General features: G+C 52.6%; 17 protein-coding genes. 10 read left to right on the top strand and 7 right to left on the bottom strand.

All coding sequences use genetic code 11. From position 1 onward, the window contains the following. Positions 1-8: 8 nt before the first annotated feature. Complete coding sequence (locus FN037_RS02330) at positions 9-1,430, bottom strand: MFS transporter (protein ID WP_138360262.1); 1,422 nt, start codon at positions 1,428-1,430, stop codon at positions 9-11. Between the two features lie 205 nt (positions 1,431-1,635). Between FN037_RS02330 and azuC the strand changes: the two genes are divergently transcribed. Continuing rightward, a complete protein-coding gene (gene azuC / locus FN037_RS02325; protein ID WP_138360393.1) occupies positions 1,636-1,719 on the top strand; it encodes a stress response protein AzuC in 84 nt (27 codons plus the stop codon). 78 nt (positions 1,720-1,797) lie between these two features. Further along, positions 1,798-2,049: a DUF2766 family protein gene (locus FN037_RS02320; protein WP_138360263.1), complete on the top strand. Its 252-nt coding sequence runs from the start codon at positions 1,798-1,800 to the stop codon at positions 2,047-2,049. A gap of 49 nt (positions 2,050-2,098) precedes the next feature. Here the strand turns inward: FN037_RS02320 and FN037_RS02315 are convergent, their stop codons facing one another. After that, on the bottom strand, positions 2,099-3,610 hold the full coding sequence (locus tag FN037_RS02315) for an MFS transporter (protein ID WP_185929228.1): 1,512 nt from the start codon (positions 3,608-3,610) through the stop codon (positions 2,099-2,101). 735 nt (positions 3,611-4,345) lie between these two features. Between FN037_RS02315 and FN037_RS02310 the strand changes: the two genes are divergently transcribed. The 5 genes from FN037_RS02310 (at position 4,346) to otsA (ending at position 10,260) form a co-directional block, all read left to right on the top strand. Then, on the top strand, positions 4,346-5,326 hold the full coding sequence (locus FN037_RS02310) for an arabinose ABC transporter substrate-binding protein (protein WP_138360265.1): 981 nt from the start codon (positions 4,346-4,348) through the stop codon (positions 5,324-5,326). A 62-nt stretch (positions 5,327-5,388) separates the two neighbouring features. Beyond that, positions 5,389-6,903 (top strand): L-arabinose ABC transporter ATP-binding protein AraG, encoded by a 1,515-nt coding sequence (araG, locus tag FN037_RS02305; protein ID WP_138360266.1) that lies wholly within the window; start codon positions 5,389-5,391, stop codon positions 6,901-6,903. A gap of 14 nt (positions 6,904-6,917) precedes the next feature. Continuing rightward, positions 6,918-7,898 (top strand): L-arabinose ABC transporter permease AraH, encoded by a 981-nt coding sequence (gene araH, locus FN037_RS02300; protein ID WP_138360394.1) that lies wholly within the window; start codon positions 6,918-6,920, stop codon positions 7,896-7,898. Positions 7,899-8,057: 159 nt separating this feature from the next. Beyond that, entirely contained in the window at positions 8,058-8,861 is an 804-nt protein-coding gene (otsB, locus tag FN037_RS02295; RefSeq protein ID WP_142501462.1) for a trehalose-phosphatase, read from the top strand. Further along, entirely contained in the window at positions 8,836-10,260 is a 1,425-nt protein-coding gene (gene otsA, locus FN037_RS02290; RefSeq protein ID WP_138360268.1) for an alpha,alpha-trehalose-phosphate synthase, read from the top strand. Before otsB ends, otsA begins: the two co-directional genes overlap by 26 nt. A gap of 27 nt (positions 10,261-10,287) precedes the next feature. On the opposite strand, the gene uspC is transcribed toward otsA, so the two are convergent. Further along, positions 10,288-10,716: a universal stress protein UspC gene (gene uspC / locus FN037_RS02285; protein ID WP_138360269.1), complete on the bottom strand. Its 429-nt coding sequence runs from the start codon at positions 10,714-10,716 to the stop codon at positions 10,288-10,290. Between the two features lie 254 nt (positions 10,717-10,970). Next, positions 10,971-12,704, bottom strand: a complete 1,734-nt coding sequence (gene argS, locus FN037_RS02280) for an arginine--tRNA ligase (protein ID WP_142501461.1) — start codon at positions 12,702-12,704, stop codon at positions 10,971-10,973. 293 nt (positions 12,705-12,997) lie between these two features. On the opposite strand from argS, the gene FN037_RS02275 reads away from it, so the two are divergent. Beyond that, positions 12,998-13,567, top strand: coding sequence for a VOC family protein (locus tag FN037_RS02275; RefSeq protein WP_142501460.1), 570 nt, complete (start codon positions 12,998-13,000; stop codon positions 13,565-13,567). A 76-nt stretch (positions 13,568-13,643) separates the two neighbouring features. Continuing rightward, positions 13,644-14,387: a copper homeostasis protein CutC gene (gene cutC, locus FN037_RS02270; RefSeq protein WP_142501459.1), complete on the top strand. Its 744-nt coding sequence runs from the start codon at positions 13,644-13,646 to the stop codon at positions 14,385-14,387. 114 nt (positions 14,388-14,501) lie between these two features. Here the strand turns inward: cutC and cmoB are convergent, their stop codons facing one another. Genes cmoB through FN037_RS02255 form a run of 3 tightly spaced genes read right to left on the bottom strand, consistent with a single transcriptional unit; the run spans position 14,502 to position 16,687 of the window. Then, positions 14,502-15,512, bottom strand: a complete 1,011-nt coding sequence (gene cmoB / locus FN037_RS02265) for a tRNA 5-methoxyuridine(34)/uridine 5-oxyacetic acid(34) synthase CmoB (protein WP_138360273.1) — start codon at positions 15,510-15,512, stop codon at positions 14,502-14,504. After that, positions 15,509-16,252, bottom strand: coding sequence for a carboxy-S-adenosyl-L-methionine synthase CmoA (cmoA, locus tag FN037_RS02260; RefSeq protein WP_138360274.1), 744 nt, complete (start codon positions 16,250-16,252; stop codon positions 15,509-15,511). The genes cmoB and cmoA overlap by 4 nt, the downstream gene beginning before the upstream one ends. Positions 16,253-16,291: 39 nt before the next feature. Next, on the bottom strand, positions 16,292-16,687 hold the full coding sequence (locus FN037_RS02255) for an MAPEG family protein (RefSeq protein ID WP_138360275.1): 396 nt from the start codon (positions 16,685-16,687) through the stop codon (positions 16,292-16,294). A 570-nt stretch (positions 16,688-17,257) separates the two neighbouring features. On the opposite strand from FN037_RS02255, the gene FN037_RS02250 reads away from it, so the two are divergent. After that, a complete protein-coding gene (locus FN037_RS02250; RefSeq protein ID WP_142501458.1) occupies positions 17,258-18,286 on the top strand; it encodes an LLM class flavin-dependent oxidoreductase in 1,029 nt (342 codons plus the stop codon). The last annotated feature ends 19 nt before the right edge of the window (positions 18,287-18,305 follow it).

The following is an 18,305-nucleotide window of genomic DNA, read 5'->3' as shown; positions in this document are numbered from 1 at the left end:
TGGCCCGTTCATTTTTTTTTGTTCGACACACTGCTGCCCGCCTCTCTTGTCAAATGCAAACTATCGATCATTCCCAACAGGCAAATCAGCGCAATAAAGATAAATGACAGGCGAAAGCTGATCCCCGGCTGATTTGCAAGACTGAACCATTCACTGAATTTTTCCCCAATACGAATACCGATTGCTCCGAGGGTAATTCCGAGCCCGGCAGCCAGCTGTGAAGCCGTGCTGAACAGGGTATTGGCATAGCTCATCTGGGCTGACGGCACATCGGCAAAAGCGAGCGTGCTGACACCGGTAAACTGGATTGAGCGAAAGACGCCCCCGAGATAGAGAATCATAAAGATCAGCCAAACCGGCGTTTGTGGGGTTAAAAAGGCGCACGCAAGTAACGAGAGTACGTTTAATGCACCATTGATTAGCAGCAGGCGCCGAAAACCGAGCCTGCGAATCAGTGGTGTCGTCGCCGGTTTGATGGTTAAGTTGCCGACGAATACTGCCAGCACCAGCAGCCCGGAGTGGAACGGGTCCATGCCAAATCCGACCTGAAACAGCAGGGGTAACAGAAAGGGGACCGCGCTAATTGAGGCCCTGAACAGGGAGCCGCCGTACATGGTGACCCGGAAGGTGGGAATTTGCAGCGCATCAAGGCGCACCATTGGGCACTCTGCCCGGCGAAAATGCCGCAAGGAGAAGAGCATACAGCCAAACCCTGGTAGCAACAGCGCCAGCAGTTGCCAGCTCAATGGCTGGCGATCGCCGAGAACCTCCATCGCGGCGACCAGGCACACCATAGCGACGGCAGTAGCAACGAAGCCTGGAAGATCGAAGGGGCGCCTTTCCTCATCGCGAATATTTGGGATGATGCGTAACGACAGGGCGATAGCGATGAGTCCGATCGGCACATTAATAAAGAAGATCCAGTGCCAACTGGTGTAATTCGTGATGAATCCGCCCAGTGCCGGGCCAATAATGGGGGCGACCAGCGCGGGCCAGGTCAGGGTGGCAATGGCTTTAATCAGCTGATGCTTGGGCGTGCTACGCAGAACGGCCAGTCGGCCAACAGGGACCATCAGCGCACCGCCTGTTCCCTGAAGAATTCGCATTGCCACGAAGGTATCGACATTGGTTGACAACCCGCAAAAAACGGACGACAGGGTGAAGATTGCCAGCGCAAGGGTAAAGACTTTGCGCGCGCCAAAGCGGTCCGCTATCCAGCCGCTGGCGGGTATCAGGACGGCGAGAGTGATAAGATACGCGCTGATGCCGATGTTCAGGTCGACCGCAGCAACACCAAAATCTTTCGCCATGTCAGGCAGGGCGGTAGCGATAACCGTACCGTCCAGGTATTCCATAAAAAATGCGCCAGCCACCAATAATGCCGGGGCGGAAAAGGAACGGTCGTCGCTGGAGGAAATATCTGCGCTCATTGTTGTGTCACTGCAAGAGAAAGGGGTGAACCACGACAGGGCATGGTTGCTATAACTATCCGATTTTGTTTGTTTTTTTTAATTCTTAAATTTATTTTGATGGTAAAGTGTGATTTAGCGCACATTTCTATTGATTTAATGTGATGCAGATCATATTATAACCACATAGAGATTAACATCGGCATAACAAAAAGTGGAGTCACTCATGAAACTGCGCAAAATCCTGAAAAACATTTTCAGAAACTACTGCAATACCTTCAAAGACGTACCTCCTGGCGGTATGTTCTGATAAAAAACCTGCTGCGGCAGGTTTTTTTATCTCTCAAGATTTAGGTTACTATTATGCTCCTGAAAAAAGGAGTAAAAAATGTCTCAACCGCTCACCGAACATGACGAACTGGTTTCCGACGTGGTCGCCTGCCAGTTAGTTATCAAACAAATTCTTGATGTCATTGATATTATTGCCCCTGTTGAGGTGCGTGAAAAAATGACCACCCAGTTAAAAGCTATCGATTTTGCCAGTCATCCCGCCTCTGCCGATCCGGTGACGCTGCGGGCAGTGCAAAAAGCCATTGCCCTGATTGAACTGAAGTTTACCCCGCAGGAAGACGCGCACTAAACGTCTGTCGTCCCGCTATCGTCAGGATAGCGGGAGCAATATCATTGGGTTAGTGGGAAACCGCGGCGCGGGTCGGCGTCTCCCCGGTATTTCTGAACAGTTTGTTGTTACCCCAGCACTCTTCATAGCGATGGCCAACTAAATCTTCAACAACAAGGCGAACATCCGGTGCGATATCAGCAATTTTTCCCCCCGCTTTAATGCGCGCAACCTCCTGCAGAACCAACATATGTGCTTTACGATCGAGCTTCATCTGCTTACTAAAGACAATTGCCGCCAGAGCCAGCAGAATCACTCCCACACAGAACACCACCGCAATAGCGGTTACTGCGCTTTCCGGTTGCGTATGCGCTTTTGACTGGAAGCCATAAAAGCTGAGTATAGCGCCCATGGTGAAGACGATAATTGAGCGTAAAATTTTGCCAGAAAAGGTCATTGCCCCTGCATAAATACCTTCACGACGGCGGCCGGTATAGATCTCATCAACATCGGCTAAAAAAGTGTATACGGTCCACGGAATGTAATACACGCCACCGGTCCCCAGGCCGAACAGTACGGTGATACCAAACATCAGGATGGTGGCCAGGTGAGCAGGCAAATGGAAGAACCATAACGACGTATAAAGCATCACGGAAAAGATAACCACGCCCAATGCCAGAATGTAGGGTTTACTGAACCCTTTTTTCACGCACAGGCCGATAAACAGCGCGGTAGAGATCAGTTGCAGAATAGAGTTCAGGCTGTTAAGACCGGCGACCATCGCCGGATCGTGTTGCAGAACGAAAATAACAAAGTAGGTAAAGATAGAGGCAAACAGCCATTCGGCGCCAAACCCACACAGATACATACCGAGGTGTTTACGGAATACGCGCAGATAAAATGTCGAGCGAATATCTTTCGCCAGCATAAGGAGAGTATTGAGTAATCCTTTTCTCTCTTCGCGGCGGTTTTCCTCTTCGCGCGGTCGCTCCCAACTGCAATACCATAAGCAGGAGATCGCGATAATGAGAATGACGCCGTAGGTCAGGCCGGTCAGGAAGAACGGCGTAGCGGATTCTTTGCCGTAAAGCAGGATGTACTGACCGGGAATAAATGCCGCCAGAAAGTTAGCCAGTTTACCGAAAATCGCTTTGTAACCTGTGAGTTTCGACCGCAACGAGAAATCGTCGGTCATCTCGGTCGCCAGCGTTTCGTATGGGACCATAATTGACGTGTATATAATTTCAAAGGCCACGTAGGTGCACAGGTAGTACCAAAAGCCGAGTCCGTCTATCCATAACAGTGGATAAAACATCATCAGCGGGATACCGATTAATAAAAAGAAACGACGACGGCCAAAGCGTTTACCGAGGCGCGTTTTGCCAAAGTTATCGGTGAGATACCCCATTAGCGGGTTACTGATCGCGTCGATAATGCTGGCGACGGAGAAAATAAAAGAGGCTTCGATCAGCGTCAGCCCACAAAATGTTGTATAAAAATAGAGTAGCCACGCGCCGCTGATCGCCAGTGCGCCGCTTCCCAGTAAATTTCCGCCGCCGTAGGCTAACTGATGGCGTAACAAAATCGGTCTTCCCTGCAGCCCTTCAGAGGCTGAAGCCGTGTATCTTGCCATTAAAATAAACTCCAAGTTTTTAATTTTTGAAACGCTGTTTTTATATTATTAGATTATGGTTTTAAATGTGATCGAGATCACCAATAGTTTTCATAACCTGTCTGTTGCACATTAATGTGATCTGGTTAAAAATTTTTAATTCATTTTTTGAATTTAAAAGCGGGTTATTAGCGAAAAATGTTTTTAAAACGATGGCGATGAGTAACGATAGTGATGGTGATAATGCGTCTGTTTTACGCTAAAGCGTCGACACAGAATATGCAGGTGCGGCACTGGCTGCGCGCGGTATTCAGCGAACTAAATTGATTCGCCTTCCGTCTGAATTTGTGCGTACCGTGCAGTCTGTTTGCTGGGGAAGGTGCCTCGTATACTCAGTCATACGGGACATACTCAATGTACCCACAAGGATAAGCCTGCTGGTGATATAGATGATACTGCTATTATGAGCGTCAATTGTATGATAATTGGCGCTTTTTTTATGGCTTTTTTCGCTGTTTTTATGTACGCAATTACTGTAATTCCGCGATGTGATTGCGCTCTCGTATGGAGAAATAATTTCCGGTTAATACTGTTTTAACAATGGCAGTCATGATCGAGATTTTTCTAATGCCTTGTTTTTCGTCTGATTTAAAAATTAATTCCGATTTTTCCCTACATAAGAGCGAATAAAAGCTGGAGTTTACCATGCACATATTTACTAAAGCCCTGGCGGCGATTGGTCTCGCCGCAGTTATGTCACAATCAGCTATGGCTGAGACGCTTAAGCTGGGTTTTCTGGTGAAACAACCCGAAGAGCCATGGTTTCAAACCGAGTGGAAATTTGCCGATAAGGCCGGTAAAGATTTAGGTTTCGATGTGATTAAGATTGCCGTACCCGACGGCGAGAAAACCCTGAACGCCATTGATAGTCTGGCGGCCAGCGGAGCGAAAGGTTTCGTGATCTGTACGCCGGACCCGAAACTTGGGCCTGCGATTGTCGCTAAGGCACGCGGCTATGATATGAAAGTCATTACCGTCGATGACCAGTTTGTCAATGCTAAGGGTAAACCGATGGACAGCGTGCCACTGGTAATGATGGCCGCCAGCGAAATTGGCGCACGTCAGGGACAGGAGCTGTATAAAGAGATGCAGAAACGGGGTTGGGATGTGAAGGATACGGCGGTGATGGCGATCACGGCTGATGAACTCGATACCGCCCGCCGTCGTACCACCGGCTCAATGGATGCGCTGAAAGCCGCCGGTTTCCCGGAAAAGCAGATCTATCGTGTGCCAACCAAATCTAACGATATCCCCGGCGCTTTTGATGCCGGTAACTCCATGCTGGTTCAACATCCTGAAGTAAAACACTGGCTGATTGTCGGCATGAATGACAATACCGTGCTGGGCGGCGTGCGCGCCACCGAAGGCCAGGGTTTTAAAGCATCTGACGTCATTGGTATCGGCATTAACGGGGTGGATGCGGTGAATGAGTTGTCTAAGGCGCAGGCAACCGGTTTCTATGGCTCTCTGTTGCCGAGCCCGGATATCCACGGCTATAAAACCAGCGAGATGCTTTACAACTGGGTGACGAAAGGCGTTGAACCGCCGAAATTCACCGCCGTGACCGACGTGGTGTTGATTACCCGCGACAACTATAAAGAAGAGCTGGCGAAAAAGGGGCTATAAGGCCTGATTGATCGGGCCCCTCGTCATCAACGGGAGGCCCAGTCCAGAAAAGCGGAGTCGTTATGCAACAGTCAACCCCTTATCTCTCATTTCACGGCATTACCATGACCTTCCCGGGCGTTAAAGCGCTGTCCGATATTAGCTTTGACTGCTATGCCGGACAGATTCACGCTTTGATGGGAGAAAACGGCGCCGGGAAATCCACGCTGCTGAAAATTCTCAGCGGTAACTACATACCGACTGCCGGCAGTCTGCAAATCAGAGGCCAGCAGATGGTATTTAATAATACCACCGAGGCATTGAACGCCGGCGTGGCGATTATCTATCAGGAACTGCATCTGATCCCGGAAATGACCGTGGCGGAAAATATCTACCTCGGACAGCTTCCGCACAAAGGCGGGATCGTCAACCGTTCGCTGCTCAACTATGAGGCGCGTTTGCAACTTGAGCATCTGGGACTCGATATCGACCCGGAAACGCCGCTGAAATATCTCTCCATTGGCCAGTGGCAAATGGTGGAGATTGCCAAGGCGCTGGCGCGTAACGCCAAAATCATCGCCTTTGACGAACCGACGAGTTCGCTTTCAGCCCGGGAAATCGAAAACCTGTTCCGGGTGATTCGCGAACTGCGTCAGGAAGGGCGGGTTATTATTTACGTCTCCCACCGTATAGCTGAGATTTTCGCGCTAAGCGATGCCATTACGGTATTCAAAGATGGCCGCTACGTGCGCACCTTCGACAATATGCAGGAAGTTAACCACGACGCTCTGGTTCAGGCGATGGTCGGGCGTGATTTGGGGGATATTTACGGTTGGCGGCCGCGTGAATATGGTCAAGAGCGTTTGCGTCTGGAGCAGGTGAAAGCGCCGGGAGTACGACAGCCAGTCAGTCTGTCGGTCCGCAGCGGCGAAATCGTCGGCCTGTTTGGTCTGGTGGGGGCCGGGCGCAGTGAGCTGATGAAAGGCATATTTGGTGGCAGCAGAATTACCGGCGGTCAGGTGTATATCGACGGCCAGGCCATTGATATTCGCAAACCTGCGCAGGCGATTCAGGCCGGTATGATGCTGTGCCCGGAAGACCGCAAAGCGGAAGGGATTATTCCGGTCCACTCGGTACGCGAGAATATCAATATCAGCGCCAGGCGTAAGCATATTCTCGCGGGCTGCATCATCAATACGGCCTGGGAAGCGGAAAACGCCGATCAGCATATCAAGTCGCTCAATATTAAAACGCCAGGTCCGGAACAACTGATTATGAACCTCTCCGGCGGCAACCAGCAGAAGGCGATTCTCGGACGTTGGTTATCGGAGGAGATGAAAGTCATCCTGCTTGATGAGCCGACCCGGGGTATTGATGTGGGCGCTAAGCATGAGATTTACAACGTCATCTATTCATTAGCAGACTCTGGCGTCGCGGTGGTATTTGCGTCCAGCGACTTACCTGAAGTCCTTGGCGTGGCAGACCGTATCGTCGTGATGCGCGAAGGTGAAATCGCCGGAGAGCTGCTGCATGAACATGCCAACGAACAGCAGGCATTAAGCCTTGCAATGCCAAAAGTGAGCCAGGCCGTCGCCTGAGTAAGGAGTTTATGATGTCATCAATTACCACTTCAGGTTCCGGCCGCACGGCTTTCAGTTTTTCCCGCGTCTGGGATCAGTTCGGCATGCTGGTCGTTTTTGCGGTGCTGTTTATCGCCTGCGTGATTTTTGTGCCTAATTTTGCCTCATTTATTAATATGAAAGGCCTGGGACTGGCCATTTCTATGTCCGGGATGGTGGCCTGTGGAATGCTGTTTTGCCTGTCATCCGGTGATTTTGACCTGTCGATAGCCTCGGTTATCGCCTGTGCCGGGGTGACCACGGCGGTGGTGATTAACCTCACCGAAAGCATGTGGATTGGTATTGCCGCCGGCCTGCTGCTGGGCGCGTTGTGCGGTCTGATAAATGGTTTTGTCATTGCCCGTTTAAAGATTAACGCGCTGATCACCACTCTGGCCACGATGCAGATCGTTCGCGGTCTGGCCTATATTATTTCTGACGGTAAAGCCGTTGGGATTGAAGACGAGCGCTTCTTTGCCCTTGGTTATGCCAACTGGTTTGGTTTGCCTGCGCCTATCTGGCTGACCGTTGCCTGCCTGATTATTTTTGGCCTGCTGCTGAATAAAACCACCTTCGGCCGCAATACGCTGGCGATTGGCGGTAACGAAGAAGCGGCGCGCCTGGCGGGAGTCCCGGTTGTTCGCACCAAGATTATTATTTTTGTCCTCTCTGGGCTGGTTTCGGCTGCTGCGGGCATCATTCTGGCATCGCGCATGACCAGCGGTCAGCCGATGACGTCGATTGGCTATGAGATGATTGTGATTTCGGCCTGCGTGCTGGGGGGCGTATCGCTGAAAGGCGGGATCGGTAAAATCTCCTATGTGGTTGCCGGGATTCTGATCCTGGGCACGGTAGAGAATGCGATGAATTTGCTGAATATTTCGCCATTCTCGCAGTATGTGGTACGCGGGTTGATTTTGCTGGCGGCAGTCATCTTCGACCGCTACAAACAGAAAGCGAAGCGTATCGCTTGATTATTCCCAATCTTTTAGTGTAATCCTGAATCATCGCTGGCGCCCGCTGCGCCGGCGATGATAAGCAAAAATGGCGAGGCTCGTCACACTGTCTATACTTACATGGCTAACTTTCGTTACTACTCAGCATGTCGCTGACCATGATAAGGAGGACACAGGGTGGATGACCAGATTTCTGTACCGCCTGCGTTAACCGGAAACTACGCGTATTTCTTTGACCTCGACGGTACCCTTGCCGGTATCAAACCCCATCCCGATCAGGTCGTTATTCCTGCTGACGTTCTTCAGACGCTGCAACGGCTTACGCAGCAGCACAACGGCGCGGTGGCATTGATTTCAGGGCGCTCAATGGTTGAGCTGGATGCACTTACCCGTCCTTACCGGCTGCCGCTTGCCGGTGTCCACGGGGCTGAGCGCCGTGATATCAATGGTAAAACGCATATTGTCGCCTTACCTGATGCGCTTCTCGACAGGCTCTCTGCGCAGCTGACCGCGGCAGTGGCGGCGCTGCCCGGCTGCGAACTGGAATGCAAAGGAATGGCTTTTGCGGTGCATTACCGGCAGGCGCCACAGCAGCAGCAGGCGGTGCTGGCGTTGGCGCAAGAGGTGGTGCAACGCTATCCGATTCTGGCGTTACAGCCAGGTAAATGCGTGATAGAGATCAAACCGCATGGCGTGGATAAAGGGGAGGCGATCGCCGCGTTTATGCAGGAAACGCCCTTCAAAGGGCGCAAGCCGGTTTTTGTCGGTGATGACTTAACCGATGAAGCAGGCTTTGCCGTCGTCAATCGATTGGGTGGTGTATCGGTCAAAGTCGGCAGCGGCGAAACGCAGGCGCGTTGGCGCTTGCCGGATGTGACCGCAGTACATCTTTGGATAAGTGATATCGCGAATCATGGGCAACAACCAGATGCGCTAACCGACAGGAGAAATGATCATGGGTCGCTTAGTCGTAGTATCTAATCGTATTGCCCCTCCAGATGATAAAAAGGCCAGCGCCGGAGGTCTGGCGGTAGGGATTATGGGGGCGTTAAAAGCAGCCGGAGGATTATGGTTTGGCTGGAGCGGGGAAATTGGCGATGACCAGCAGCCGTTGAAAAAAGTGACGCGGGGGAATATTACCTGGGCGTCATTCAACCTCAGCGAGCAAGACCATGATGAATACTACAATCGCTTTTCTAACGCCGTGTTGTGGCCCGCATTCCATTACCGCCTCGATCTGGTGGATTTTCAGCGTGATGCCTGGGAAGGATACCAACGCGTGAATGCCAGCCTGGCAGACAAGCTGCTGCCGCTGATTGAACCTGATGACATCGTATGGGTCCACGATTACCACCTGCTGCCGCTGGCTGCTGAGTTGCGTCAACGCGGCGTGAACAATCGCATCGGCTTCTTTTTGCATATCCCGTTCCCGACGCCGGAAATTTTCAATGCCTTACCCCCAAATGCGGAACTGCTTGAACAGCTCTGTGATTACGATCTGTTGGGGTTTCAGACCGAGAACGACCGGCTGGCGTTTCTCGACTGCGTATCAACGCAGACCCGGGTGACCACGCGCAGCGGGAAAAATCACGTTGCCTGGGGTAAACCCTTCCGCAGCGAAGTTTACCCGATAGGTATCGATCCCGACGAAATCGCGCGTAACGCAAAAGGGCCGTTACCGCCAAAACTGGCGCAGTTGAAAAGCGAACTTAAGAGCGTACAGAATATTTTTTCCGTTGAACGACTGGATTACTCAAAAGGTTTGCCTGAACGTTTTCTCGCCTATGAAGCGCTGCTGGAAAACTATCCGCAGCATCACGGTAAGATCCGCTATACCCAGATTGCGCCGACCTCGCGTGGCGATGTTCAGGCGTATCAGGATATTCGTCACCAGCTGGAAAACGCGGCCGGCCGCATCAATGGTCGATACGGCCAACTGGGCTGGACGCCGCTTTACTACCTGAACCAACATTTTGAACGCAAGCTGCTGATGAAAATCTTCCGCTACTCGGATGTCGGCCTGGTCACACCGCTGCGCGATGGGATGAATCTGGTGGCAAAAGAGTATGTTGCCGCGCAGGATCCGCAAAATCCGGGCGTGCTGGTTCTGTCGCAGTTTGCCGGCGCGGCGAATGAGCTACCAACGGCATTGATCGTCAACCCTTACGATCGTGATGAGGTGGCGGCGGCGCTGGATCGGGCGCTAACCATGCCGCTGGCTGAGCGTATTGCTCGCCATTCGGCAATGCTGGCGGTCATCAAGGATAATGATATTCAGCGCTGGCAGGAGAGGTTTATTACCGATCTAAAGGCGGTTGAGCCGGGGAGTGAGAAAAGCCATTTAGAACGTAAGGTCGCGACTTTCCCTAAACTTGCCTGAGACGAAAACGTTAGCGCCGCGCTGGCGCTAACGTTTTTCGAGACAAACCAGCAGCACATCAACGCCACTACAGCCGACAATACTCTTCGCCGAGCAGGTCGCACGAGAAAACAGACTCTGGTTGTGGTTACCGCAAATAACCAGATCAACGTGATACTGCTGGCAGAAATCTTTCACATGATGGCCAAGTTCGCCGCTGGCGATGGTCATATTCGCAATTGGATAATCAGCGTGGCGGGCGAGCTCCGCCAGAAATCCGCGCGTTTCCTCCTGCATCAATTCGCGTAAGTTTTCCATCATTGGCGCCGCGAATTGATTATACAGTTCCGGGTCCGTCGCCAGCGTAATCAGGCTGACTTTTGCATTGACGGGACGGGCGATGGAAACCGCTTTCTGAAGAAGCATCCGGCTTTCCGGGGTTGGGGCAACGGCGACCAGCAGATGTGAGTAGGGCATTGAACCTCCCTGAGATACGCAAATAACCCTTTTTATTGTCTTTACTCCGATTACTCTGTTTTCGCAAGGGGTATTCGCGACTGAAAATAGGGGGGAAACGTATGGCGGGATAACGATTTTGTTTTTAACGGCGTTCCTGGTGCGCATCCGGAATCAGGGACGGATGCAAGAGGAGACTAACCGGCAAACACGAGACGATAAAAATGCCGATGATCGGGTTAAATCATCGGCATTTAGCGCTATTTTGTCGAGAATTACATCCGTTCTACGGTTTCAATACCCAGCGTATCGAGCCCCAGTTTGAGGGTTTTCGCGGTCAGCAGAGCCAGCTTCAGGCGGCTGTTGCGCGTCTCTTCGCTTTCAGCGCTCAGGATCGGGCAGTGCTCGTAGAAGCCGGAGAACAGGCCCGCCAGATCGTACAGATAAGAACACATGACGTGCGGCGTTCCTTCACGCGCGACAACTGACAGGGTTTCTTCAAATTGCAGCAGGCGCGCAGCCAACTGGGCTTCACGATCTTCGGTAATGAGGACCGGCGCAGCCGCCAGCGCGCTTTCATCGATTTCCGCTTTGCGGAATACGGAAAGCACCCGGGTATAGGCATATTGCATATAAGGCGCGGTGTTGCCCTCAAATGCCAGCATATTATCCCAGTCGAAGATGTAGTCGGTGGTGCGGTTTTTGGACAAGTCAGCGTATTTTACTGCGCCAATCCCGACGGCGTTAGCCAGTTTTTCCAGCTCGTCGGCAGGCATATCCGGGTTTTTCTCGGCAACCAGGCGACGGGCGCGTTCCAGCGCTTCGTCCAGCAGATCGGCAAGCTTCACGGTACCGCCCGCGCGGGTTTTAAACGGTTTGCCGTCTTTGCCGAGCATCATACCGAACATATGGTGTTCCAGCGGGACGGAATCTGGTACGTAACCCGCTTTACGGACGATGGTCCATGCCTGCATCAGGTGCTGATGCTGGCGAGAGTCGATATAGTACAGCACCCGATCGGCATGCAGTTTTTCGTAACGGTATTTCGCACAAGCGATATCGGTGGTGGTGTAGAGATAGCCGCCATCTTTTTTCTGGATGATGACGCCCATCGGTTCGCCTTCCTTGTTTTTATACTCATCAAGGAAAACAACGGTAGCACCTTCGCTTTCAACGGCCAGACCTTTGGCTTTCAGATCGGCAACGATCTCCGGCAGCATCGGGTTATACAGGCTTTCACCCATCACATCGTCACGGGTGAGAGTGACGTTCAGGCGGTTATAGGTGAGCTGGTTTTGCGACATGGTAATGTCCACCAGTTTGCGCCACATGTCGCGGAAATAGTCGTCACCGCTCTGCAGCTTAACCACATAGCTGCGTGCGCGCTCGGCGAAGGCTTCATCTTCATCGTAGTGTTTTTTCGCTTCGCGATAGAAACCTTCGAGATCCGCCAGCGCCATGTCACCGGCATTTTCCTGCTGTTGTTTTTCCAGGTAGGCGATGAGCATGCCGAACTGGGTACCCCAGTCGCCCACGTGGTTAGCACGGATGACGTTATGGCCAAGAAACTCCAGCGTTCGCACGGCGGCATCGCCGATGATGGTGGAACGCAGATGCCCGACGTGCATCTCTTTTGCAACGTTTGGCGCGGAGTAGTCAATAACCACGGTCTGCGCCTGCGGCTGCGAAACGCCCAGGCGCTCAGATTTCAGCGCGCTGCTGACGTTTTCCGCCAGGAATGCCGGGTCGAGGAAAATATTGATAAAGCCCGGACCGGCGATTTCAACTTTGCTGGCAATCCCGTTCAGGTCGAGATGAGACAGAACCTGCTCTGCAAGTTGTCGCGGCGCCATGCCCAGTTTTTTAGCAATGGCCATCACGCCGTTGGCCTGATAGTCACCGAACTGGACTTTTGCTGACTGGCGGACCTGAGGTTCGCAATCGGCAGGCGCACCTGCTGCGATCAGGGCCTGGCTGACTTTTTCTGAGAGAAGAGCCTGAATATTCACCGAAATACCTTACGTTTACACGCTATCGCCCTGACGGGGCGGCGCTGGAATGTGGACAAATAAGGGCGGAAGTATACTGTATTTACGCCTGTGCGTCAGCATTGCGCGCGGGCGTTGACGAAGACTTTATTTTTATTTTCGCCGCCATTTTGCGTGTCAATACAACGTAAGCTTACCTTACACCGGGCATGCTTAACGAATAACCGTCCACTGATGATGACTGCAGATTGCCGGTTGGTCTGCCCGGCGAAACGCGATAGATTAGCGCTTTTTGGTACGAACCGAGGCTTACAATGGCGAACTGGCAGCAGATTGATAAACTGAACGATATTTCCGCGGACCTGGTGCATTTCACCGAGGCGTTAAATGCGCTTGCCAGTCGGCTTGGTCTGGATATGGCGCTGCATGATGCTGACCATATTTCTCTGCGCTGCCATCAGAATACCACGGCGGAGCGCTGGCGTAGCGGGTTTGAACAATGCGGCACGCTGCTGTCGGAAAATATTATTAATGGTCGCCCTATCTGCTTATTCAAACTGGATGAGCCGATTTGCGTCGCACACTGGCGCCTGCATATTGTGGAACTGCCGTGGCCGGGTGAAAAGCGTTATCCCCATGAGGGCTGGGAGCATATTGAAATCGTCCTGCCGGGCGAACCTGACACGCTGAACGCCCGGGCGCTGGCGCTGCTTTCCGATGAAGGTCTTAGCCAGCCGGGTATTTTTGTCAAAACCAGCTCGCCAAAAGGGGAACGCGAGCGCTTACCCAACCCGACTCTGGCGATCACGGATGGCAATGTGACGATTAAATTTCATCCGTGGTCGATTGAACAAATTGTCGCCAGTGAGCAGGCTGAAGGGTGACAGTGTGAAGTCGTGCGGTGTCGGCGCGGATAAATCGTGACACGCTATGGCGTCTGTTATGTCAACGGAGAAAAGAATGACTTTACTGGAAGTCTGTTGTTACAGCATGGCGTGCGCGCTGGAGGCCCAGCATCACGGCGCCGATCGCATCGAGCTGTGCGCCGCGCCGCAGGAGGGAGGGCTGACGCCGTCGCTGGGCGTACTGAAATCGGTGCGTGAAAGGGTGACGATCCCCGTGCATCCCATTATTCGTCCGCGCGGCGGTGATTTTTGTTATAGCGCTGGCGAGTTCGCCGCCATGCTTGACGATATCGCCGCCGTGAAGGAACTGGGTTTTCCCGGACTGGCGATCGGTATTCTGGATGCTGACGGCCAGGTCGATCGCGCACGAATGGAAAAAATTATGACGGCGGCAGGCCCGCTGGCCGTGACCTTTCACCGGGCATTTGATATGTGTGCAAACCCGCGCCAGGCCTGTGCTGAACTATTCGAACTCGGCGTTAAGCGAATCCTGACATCGGGCCAGCAGGCGACGGCTGAAAAAGGAATTTCACTTATCAGGGAACTTATTACCCTAACCCGTACTCCAATCATTATGGCAGGGGCAGGCGTGCGTGCCGCCAACTTACCGCTGTTTATCCAGGCAGGGGTAAAAGAAGTGCACAGTTCGGCAGGTCAGTGGTTACCGTCCCCGATGCGTTTTCGCCATCCTGGATTATCGATGTCAACCGGCACTGACGCCGCAGAATATTTACGTTACGCCGTGAACGGCGAAGCGGTAGCGAAAATGAAGAATACGATTCTCGCGCGGAGAGATTAGCCCGTTTTTACTGCACATCATGTCGCCCAATATGATGATTGCCCGTACCAGGCCCCTGCCCATTAAACAGGGGCCTTTTTTTGTGCACAATATGGGGCTTGTCCAGGCGGAAGATTATCGTCCTGCTTTTTTCGCCGCTAAAGATTGCTGGGTTTCCGGCTTTGTTGCAATGAGCACGGCCCGCAGCGGGGCGGGATAACCTTCAAGGGTTTTGCTGCTATCGTTCGGGTCAAGGAAGTCGGCCAGCGATTCGGTAGTCATCCACGGGGTGCGGCGCTGTTCATCAGTGGTGGTTATGCACGCATCAACAATTCGCACGTCAATAAACCCGCACTTCTCCAGCCACTGTTTTAAGGCGTTCGCAGAAGGAATAAAGTAGACGTTACGCATTTGCGCATAGCGGTCGCCGGGCACCAGAACGCGATTTTCGTCGCCTTCCACCACCAGCGTCTCCAGCACCAGCTCGCCGCCGGGAACCAGCTGATCTTTTAGCTGCCACAGATGATCGAGCGGGGAACGGCGATGGTACAGCACCCCCATCGAAAACACGGTATCAAAGGCATTCAGCGCCGGAAGTTGCTCAATCCCCAGCGGCAACAGATGTGCGCGCGGGTCGTTGCCCAGCAGCTTACGCACCGCTTCAAACTGGCAGAGGAACAGTTGCGTCGGGTCGATACCGACCGCCAGCCGGGCGCCAGCGCCGATCATTCGCCACATGTGATATCCGCTGCCGCAACCGACGTCAAGGATGGTACGCCCGGTAAGATCGGAAAGATGCGGTAGCACGCGCTCCCACTTCCAGTCAGAACGCCACTCGGTATCAATATGCACGCCGTAGAGGGAATAGGGCCCTTTACGCCAGGGCATCAGATTTTTCAGCAGATTTTCAATGCGCAGACGCTGGCCGTCGCCGAGCGGCGTTTCGCTCTCGGCGGTAACGCTGTGCAATAAATCCAGACGCCAGGGCGCAAATTCAGGCAAAAATTCGACGGCGCGTTCCCATTCACGATATTTCCCGTGCAGCGCGTCACGTTGCCAGGCGGCTACCTGCGCGGGAAGGGTCTCCAGCCAGTGCGAGAGGGGACCTTTGGCAATCAATTGATAAAAATTACTGAAGTCAATCATCCCTGTTCTCCGGATTTGACGGCAATTAACGATCCGAAGTTAAAGCACTGGAACCAGAGTTCGGCATGTTCGAAACCGGCTTTGCGCAGACGCGCTTTATGGGTTTCCACGGAGTCGGTCAGCATCACGTTTTCCAGCATGCTGCGTTTCTGGCTGATTTCCAGTTCGCTGTAGCCGTTGGCGCGTTTGAAATCATGATGCATGTTGAAGAGCAGTTCGCCGACGTTATCATCTTCAAAGCTGAATTTTTCCGACAGCACCAGCGCGCCGCCAGGGTTCAGCCCCTGATAAACTTTATCAAGAATGGCCTGGCGTTCGCCCGGCTCAAGAAATTGAATCGTGAAATTGAGTACCACCAGTGAGGCGTTTGTTATGGCGACGTGACGAATATCGCCTTCGATCACCTCGACCGGCGTCGGCGCTTTATAGGCGTCAATATGGAGACGGCAGCGTTCAATCATCGCCGGAGAGTTATCAATGGCGATAATTTTGCACCCGGAATGCGCAATATTGCGGCGGATGGACAGCGTCGCCGCGCCAAGCGAACAGCCAAGATCGTAGACCTGGGTATCCGGCTGAACGAAACGCTCAGCCAGCATGCCGATCATCGAAATAATATTAGAATAGCCGGGAACAGAGCGCTGAATCATATCCGGGAAGACTTCAGCAACCCGTTCATCAAAGGTCCAGTCGCCGAGACTGGCAATCGGCGCGGAAAAGAGCGTATCGCGATGAGACATAACCTTAAACCCGAAAAATCGAAAACGGCGTATTGTGCGCTAACGGACGGAGAAAACCAACTCCCAGGGCATATACCAGATATTCGCGATGACCATCAGCAATAACGAACACCAGGTCGCGCTCATACCGGAGCGACGCCAGCGATAAAGACGATGATGAAATCCATAAGCGTGCATCAGACGCCCGGCGATCAGTAAAATACCGCAGAGATGAATCATCCAGGTCTGTGCGCCGTTCATTTCCATAAACAGCAGCAGAACCAGACCGATGGGGACATATTCAACCGCGTTCCCGTGTACACGGATAGCCACCTGCAGTTCGCTGAAACCGCCATCGCCGTAGCTGACGTGATATTGCATTCGCAAGCGCACGACATCATAAGAAAACTTAATGAGCAATAACGCACCTAAAACCGCATATAGCGCGCTGATCATACTAAAAACTCCCTTTTCATTCTGTCCGGTAGCGCCGATTAGGATAGCAGAAAAAAGCGGCTTACTGCGTAATTGATAGCGTATCCCTTTTTCCACCAGGATAATGCGGGGATTATTTACGCGTTAATCACTGACTTCAACAATATATTTGATGTATTCGGTTAAACAAACCGTATTTATTCTCCGCAGATAATGCGTAGAGTAAGCGAATAATCCGACAAAAATAGAATGAGGATCAGTTAAGCAGCGTGTTGAGATTGTTACGCGGGGTGTTTGCCCATATGGCGCTCTGCTTCCGGCTGGCGAAAAAGCGTATGTGTGTTTTTGTCAGTGGTCTGTTCCGCTCACGATAAATACGGTGGAATTCGTTATACCCGCTGTATATAAAAGGCCTGGGTGCGGTGTTGTTCCCCGGCTTTCCCCTGAAAATCAGGATATACTCGTCATACTTCAAGTTGCATGTGTGTTGGCTGCGCTCGCTCACCCCAGTCACATAGCTATCTATGTTCCTGGGGATTTGCTCTCTTGCCGCCTTCCTGCAACTCTAATTATTTAGAGTATACCTACGTTATGAAAAAAATCGGTTTTTTGTCATTTGGCCACTGGACACCGTCGCCGCACTCCGCAACGCGTTCCGCCGCGGATGCGCTATTGCAATCCATCGATCTGGCCGTCGCCGCTGAAGAATTGGGCGCGGATGGCGCTTATTTTCGGGTGCATCATTTTGCCCGTCAGCTCAGTTCTCCATTTCCTTTGCTGGCCGCGATAGGGGCGAAAACACGGCGTATTGAAATGGGTACGGGCGTTATTGATATGCGCTATGAAAATCCGCTGTATATGGTCGAAGATGCGGGCGCGGCGGATTTAATCTCCGGCGGGCGTTTACAGTTAGGGATCAGCCGTGGCTCGCCGGAGCAGGTGATGGATGGCTGGCGCTATTTTGGTTACGTCCCCGCGGAAGGGGAAAACGCGTCTGATATGGCGCGCCGCCATACTGAAGTTCTGCTTGACGCCCTGCGAGGGGAGGGTTTTGCGAAGCCTAATCCGCAGCCAATGTTCCCCAACCCGCCGGGCCTGTTGCGCCCCGAACCCTATTCAGAAGGTTTGCGCGAGCGTATCTGGTGGGGAGCCGGTTCGAACGCCACGGCAATATGGGCGGCGAGACTGGGGATGAATCTGCAAAGTTCGACGCTGAAAGATGATGAAACCGGCGAGCCTTTTCATATTCAGCAGGCAAAACAGATCCGGGCTTATCGCGAGGCCTGGGCGGCGGCTGGACACACGCGTACGCCTCGCGTTTCGGTCAGCCGCAGCATTTTTGCCCTGATGGACGATCGCGATCGCATGTATTTCGGCTCAGGCGGCGAGAGTAGCGATTCGGTTGGTTTCCTTGATCAAAATACAAGAGCGATTTTTGGGCGCAGCTATGCCGCAGAGCCGGATAAGCTGATCGCACAGTTGAAACAGGATGAAGCGATTGCCGAAGCGGATACGTTATTGCTCACCGTACCGAATCAGTTGGGGGTGGATTATAATATCCATGTGATTGAGTCCATTCTGCAACATGTCGCACCGGCAATGGGCTGGCGCGACGAGTAACTGTGAAATGGATAACGCC

Origin of the sequence: Klebsiella sp. 2680, from assembly GCF_900198535.1 — a bacterium.
In the GTDB taxonomy this organism is placed as follows: Bacteria; Pseudomonadota; Gammaproteobacteria; order Enterobacterales; family Enterobacteriaceae; genus Klebsiella; species Klebsiella indica.
This window is presented reverse-complemented; position numbering and strand designations above follow the sequence as displayed.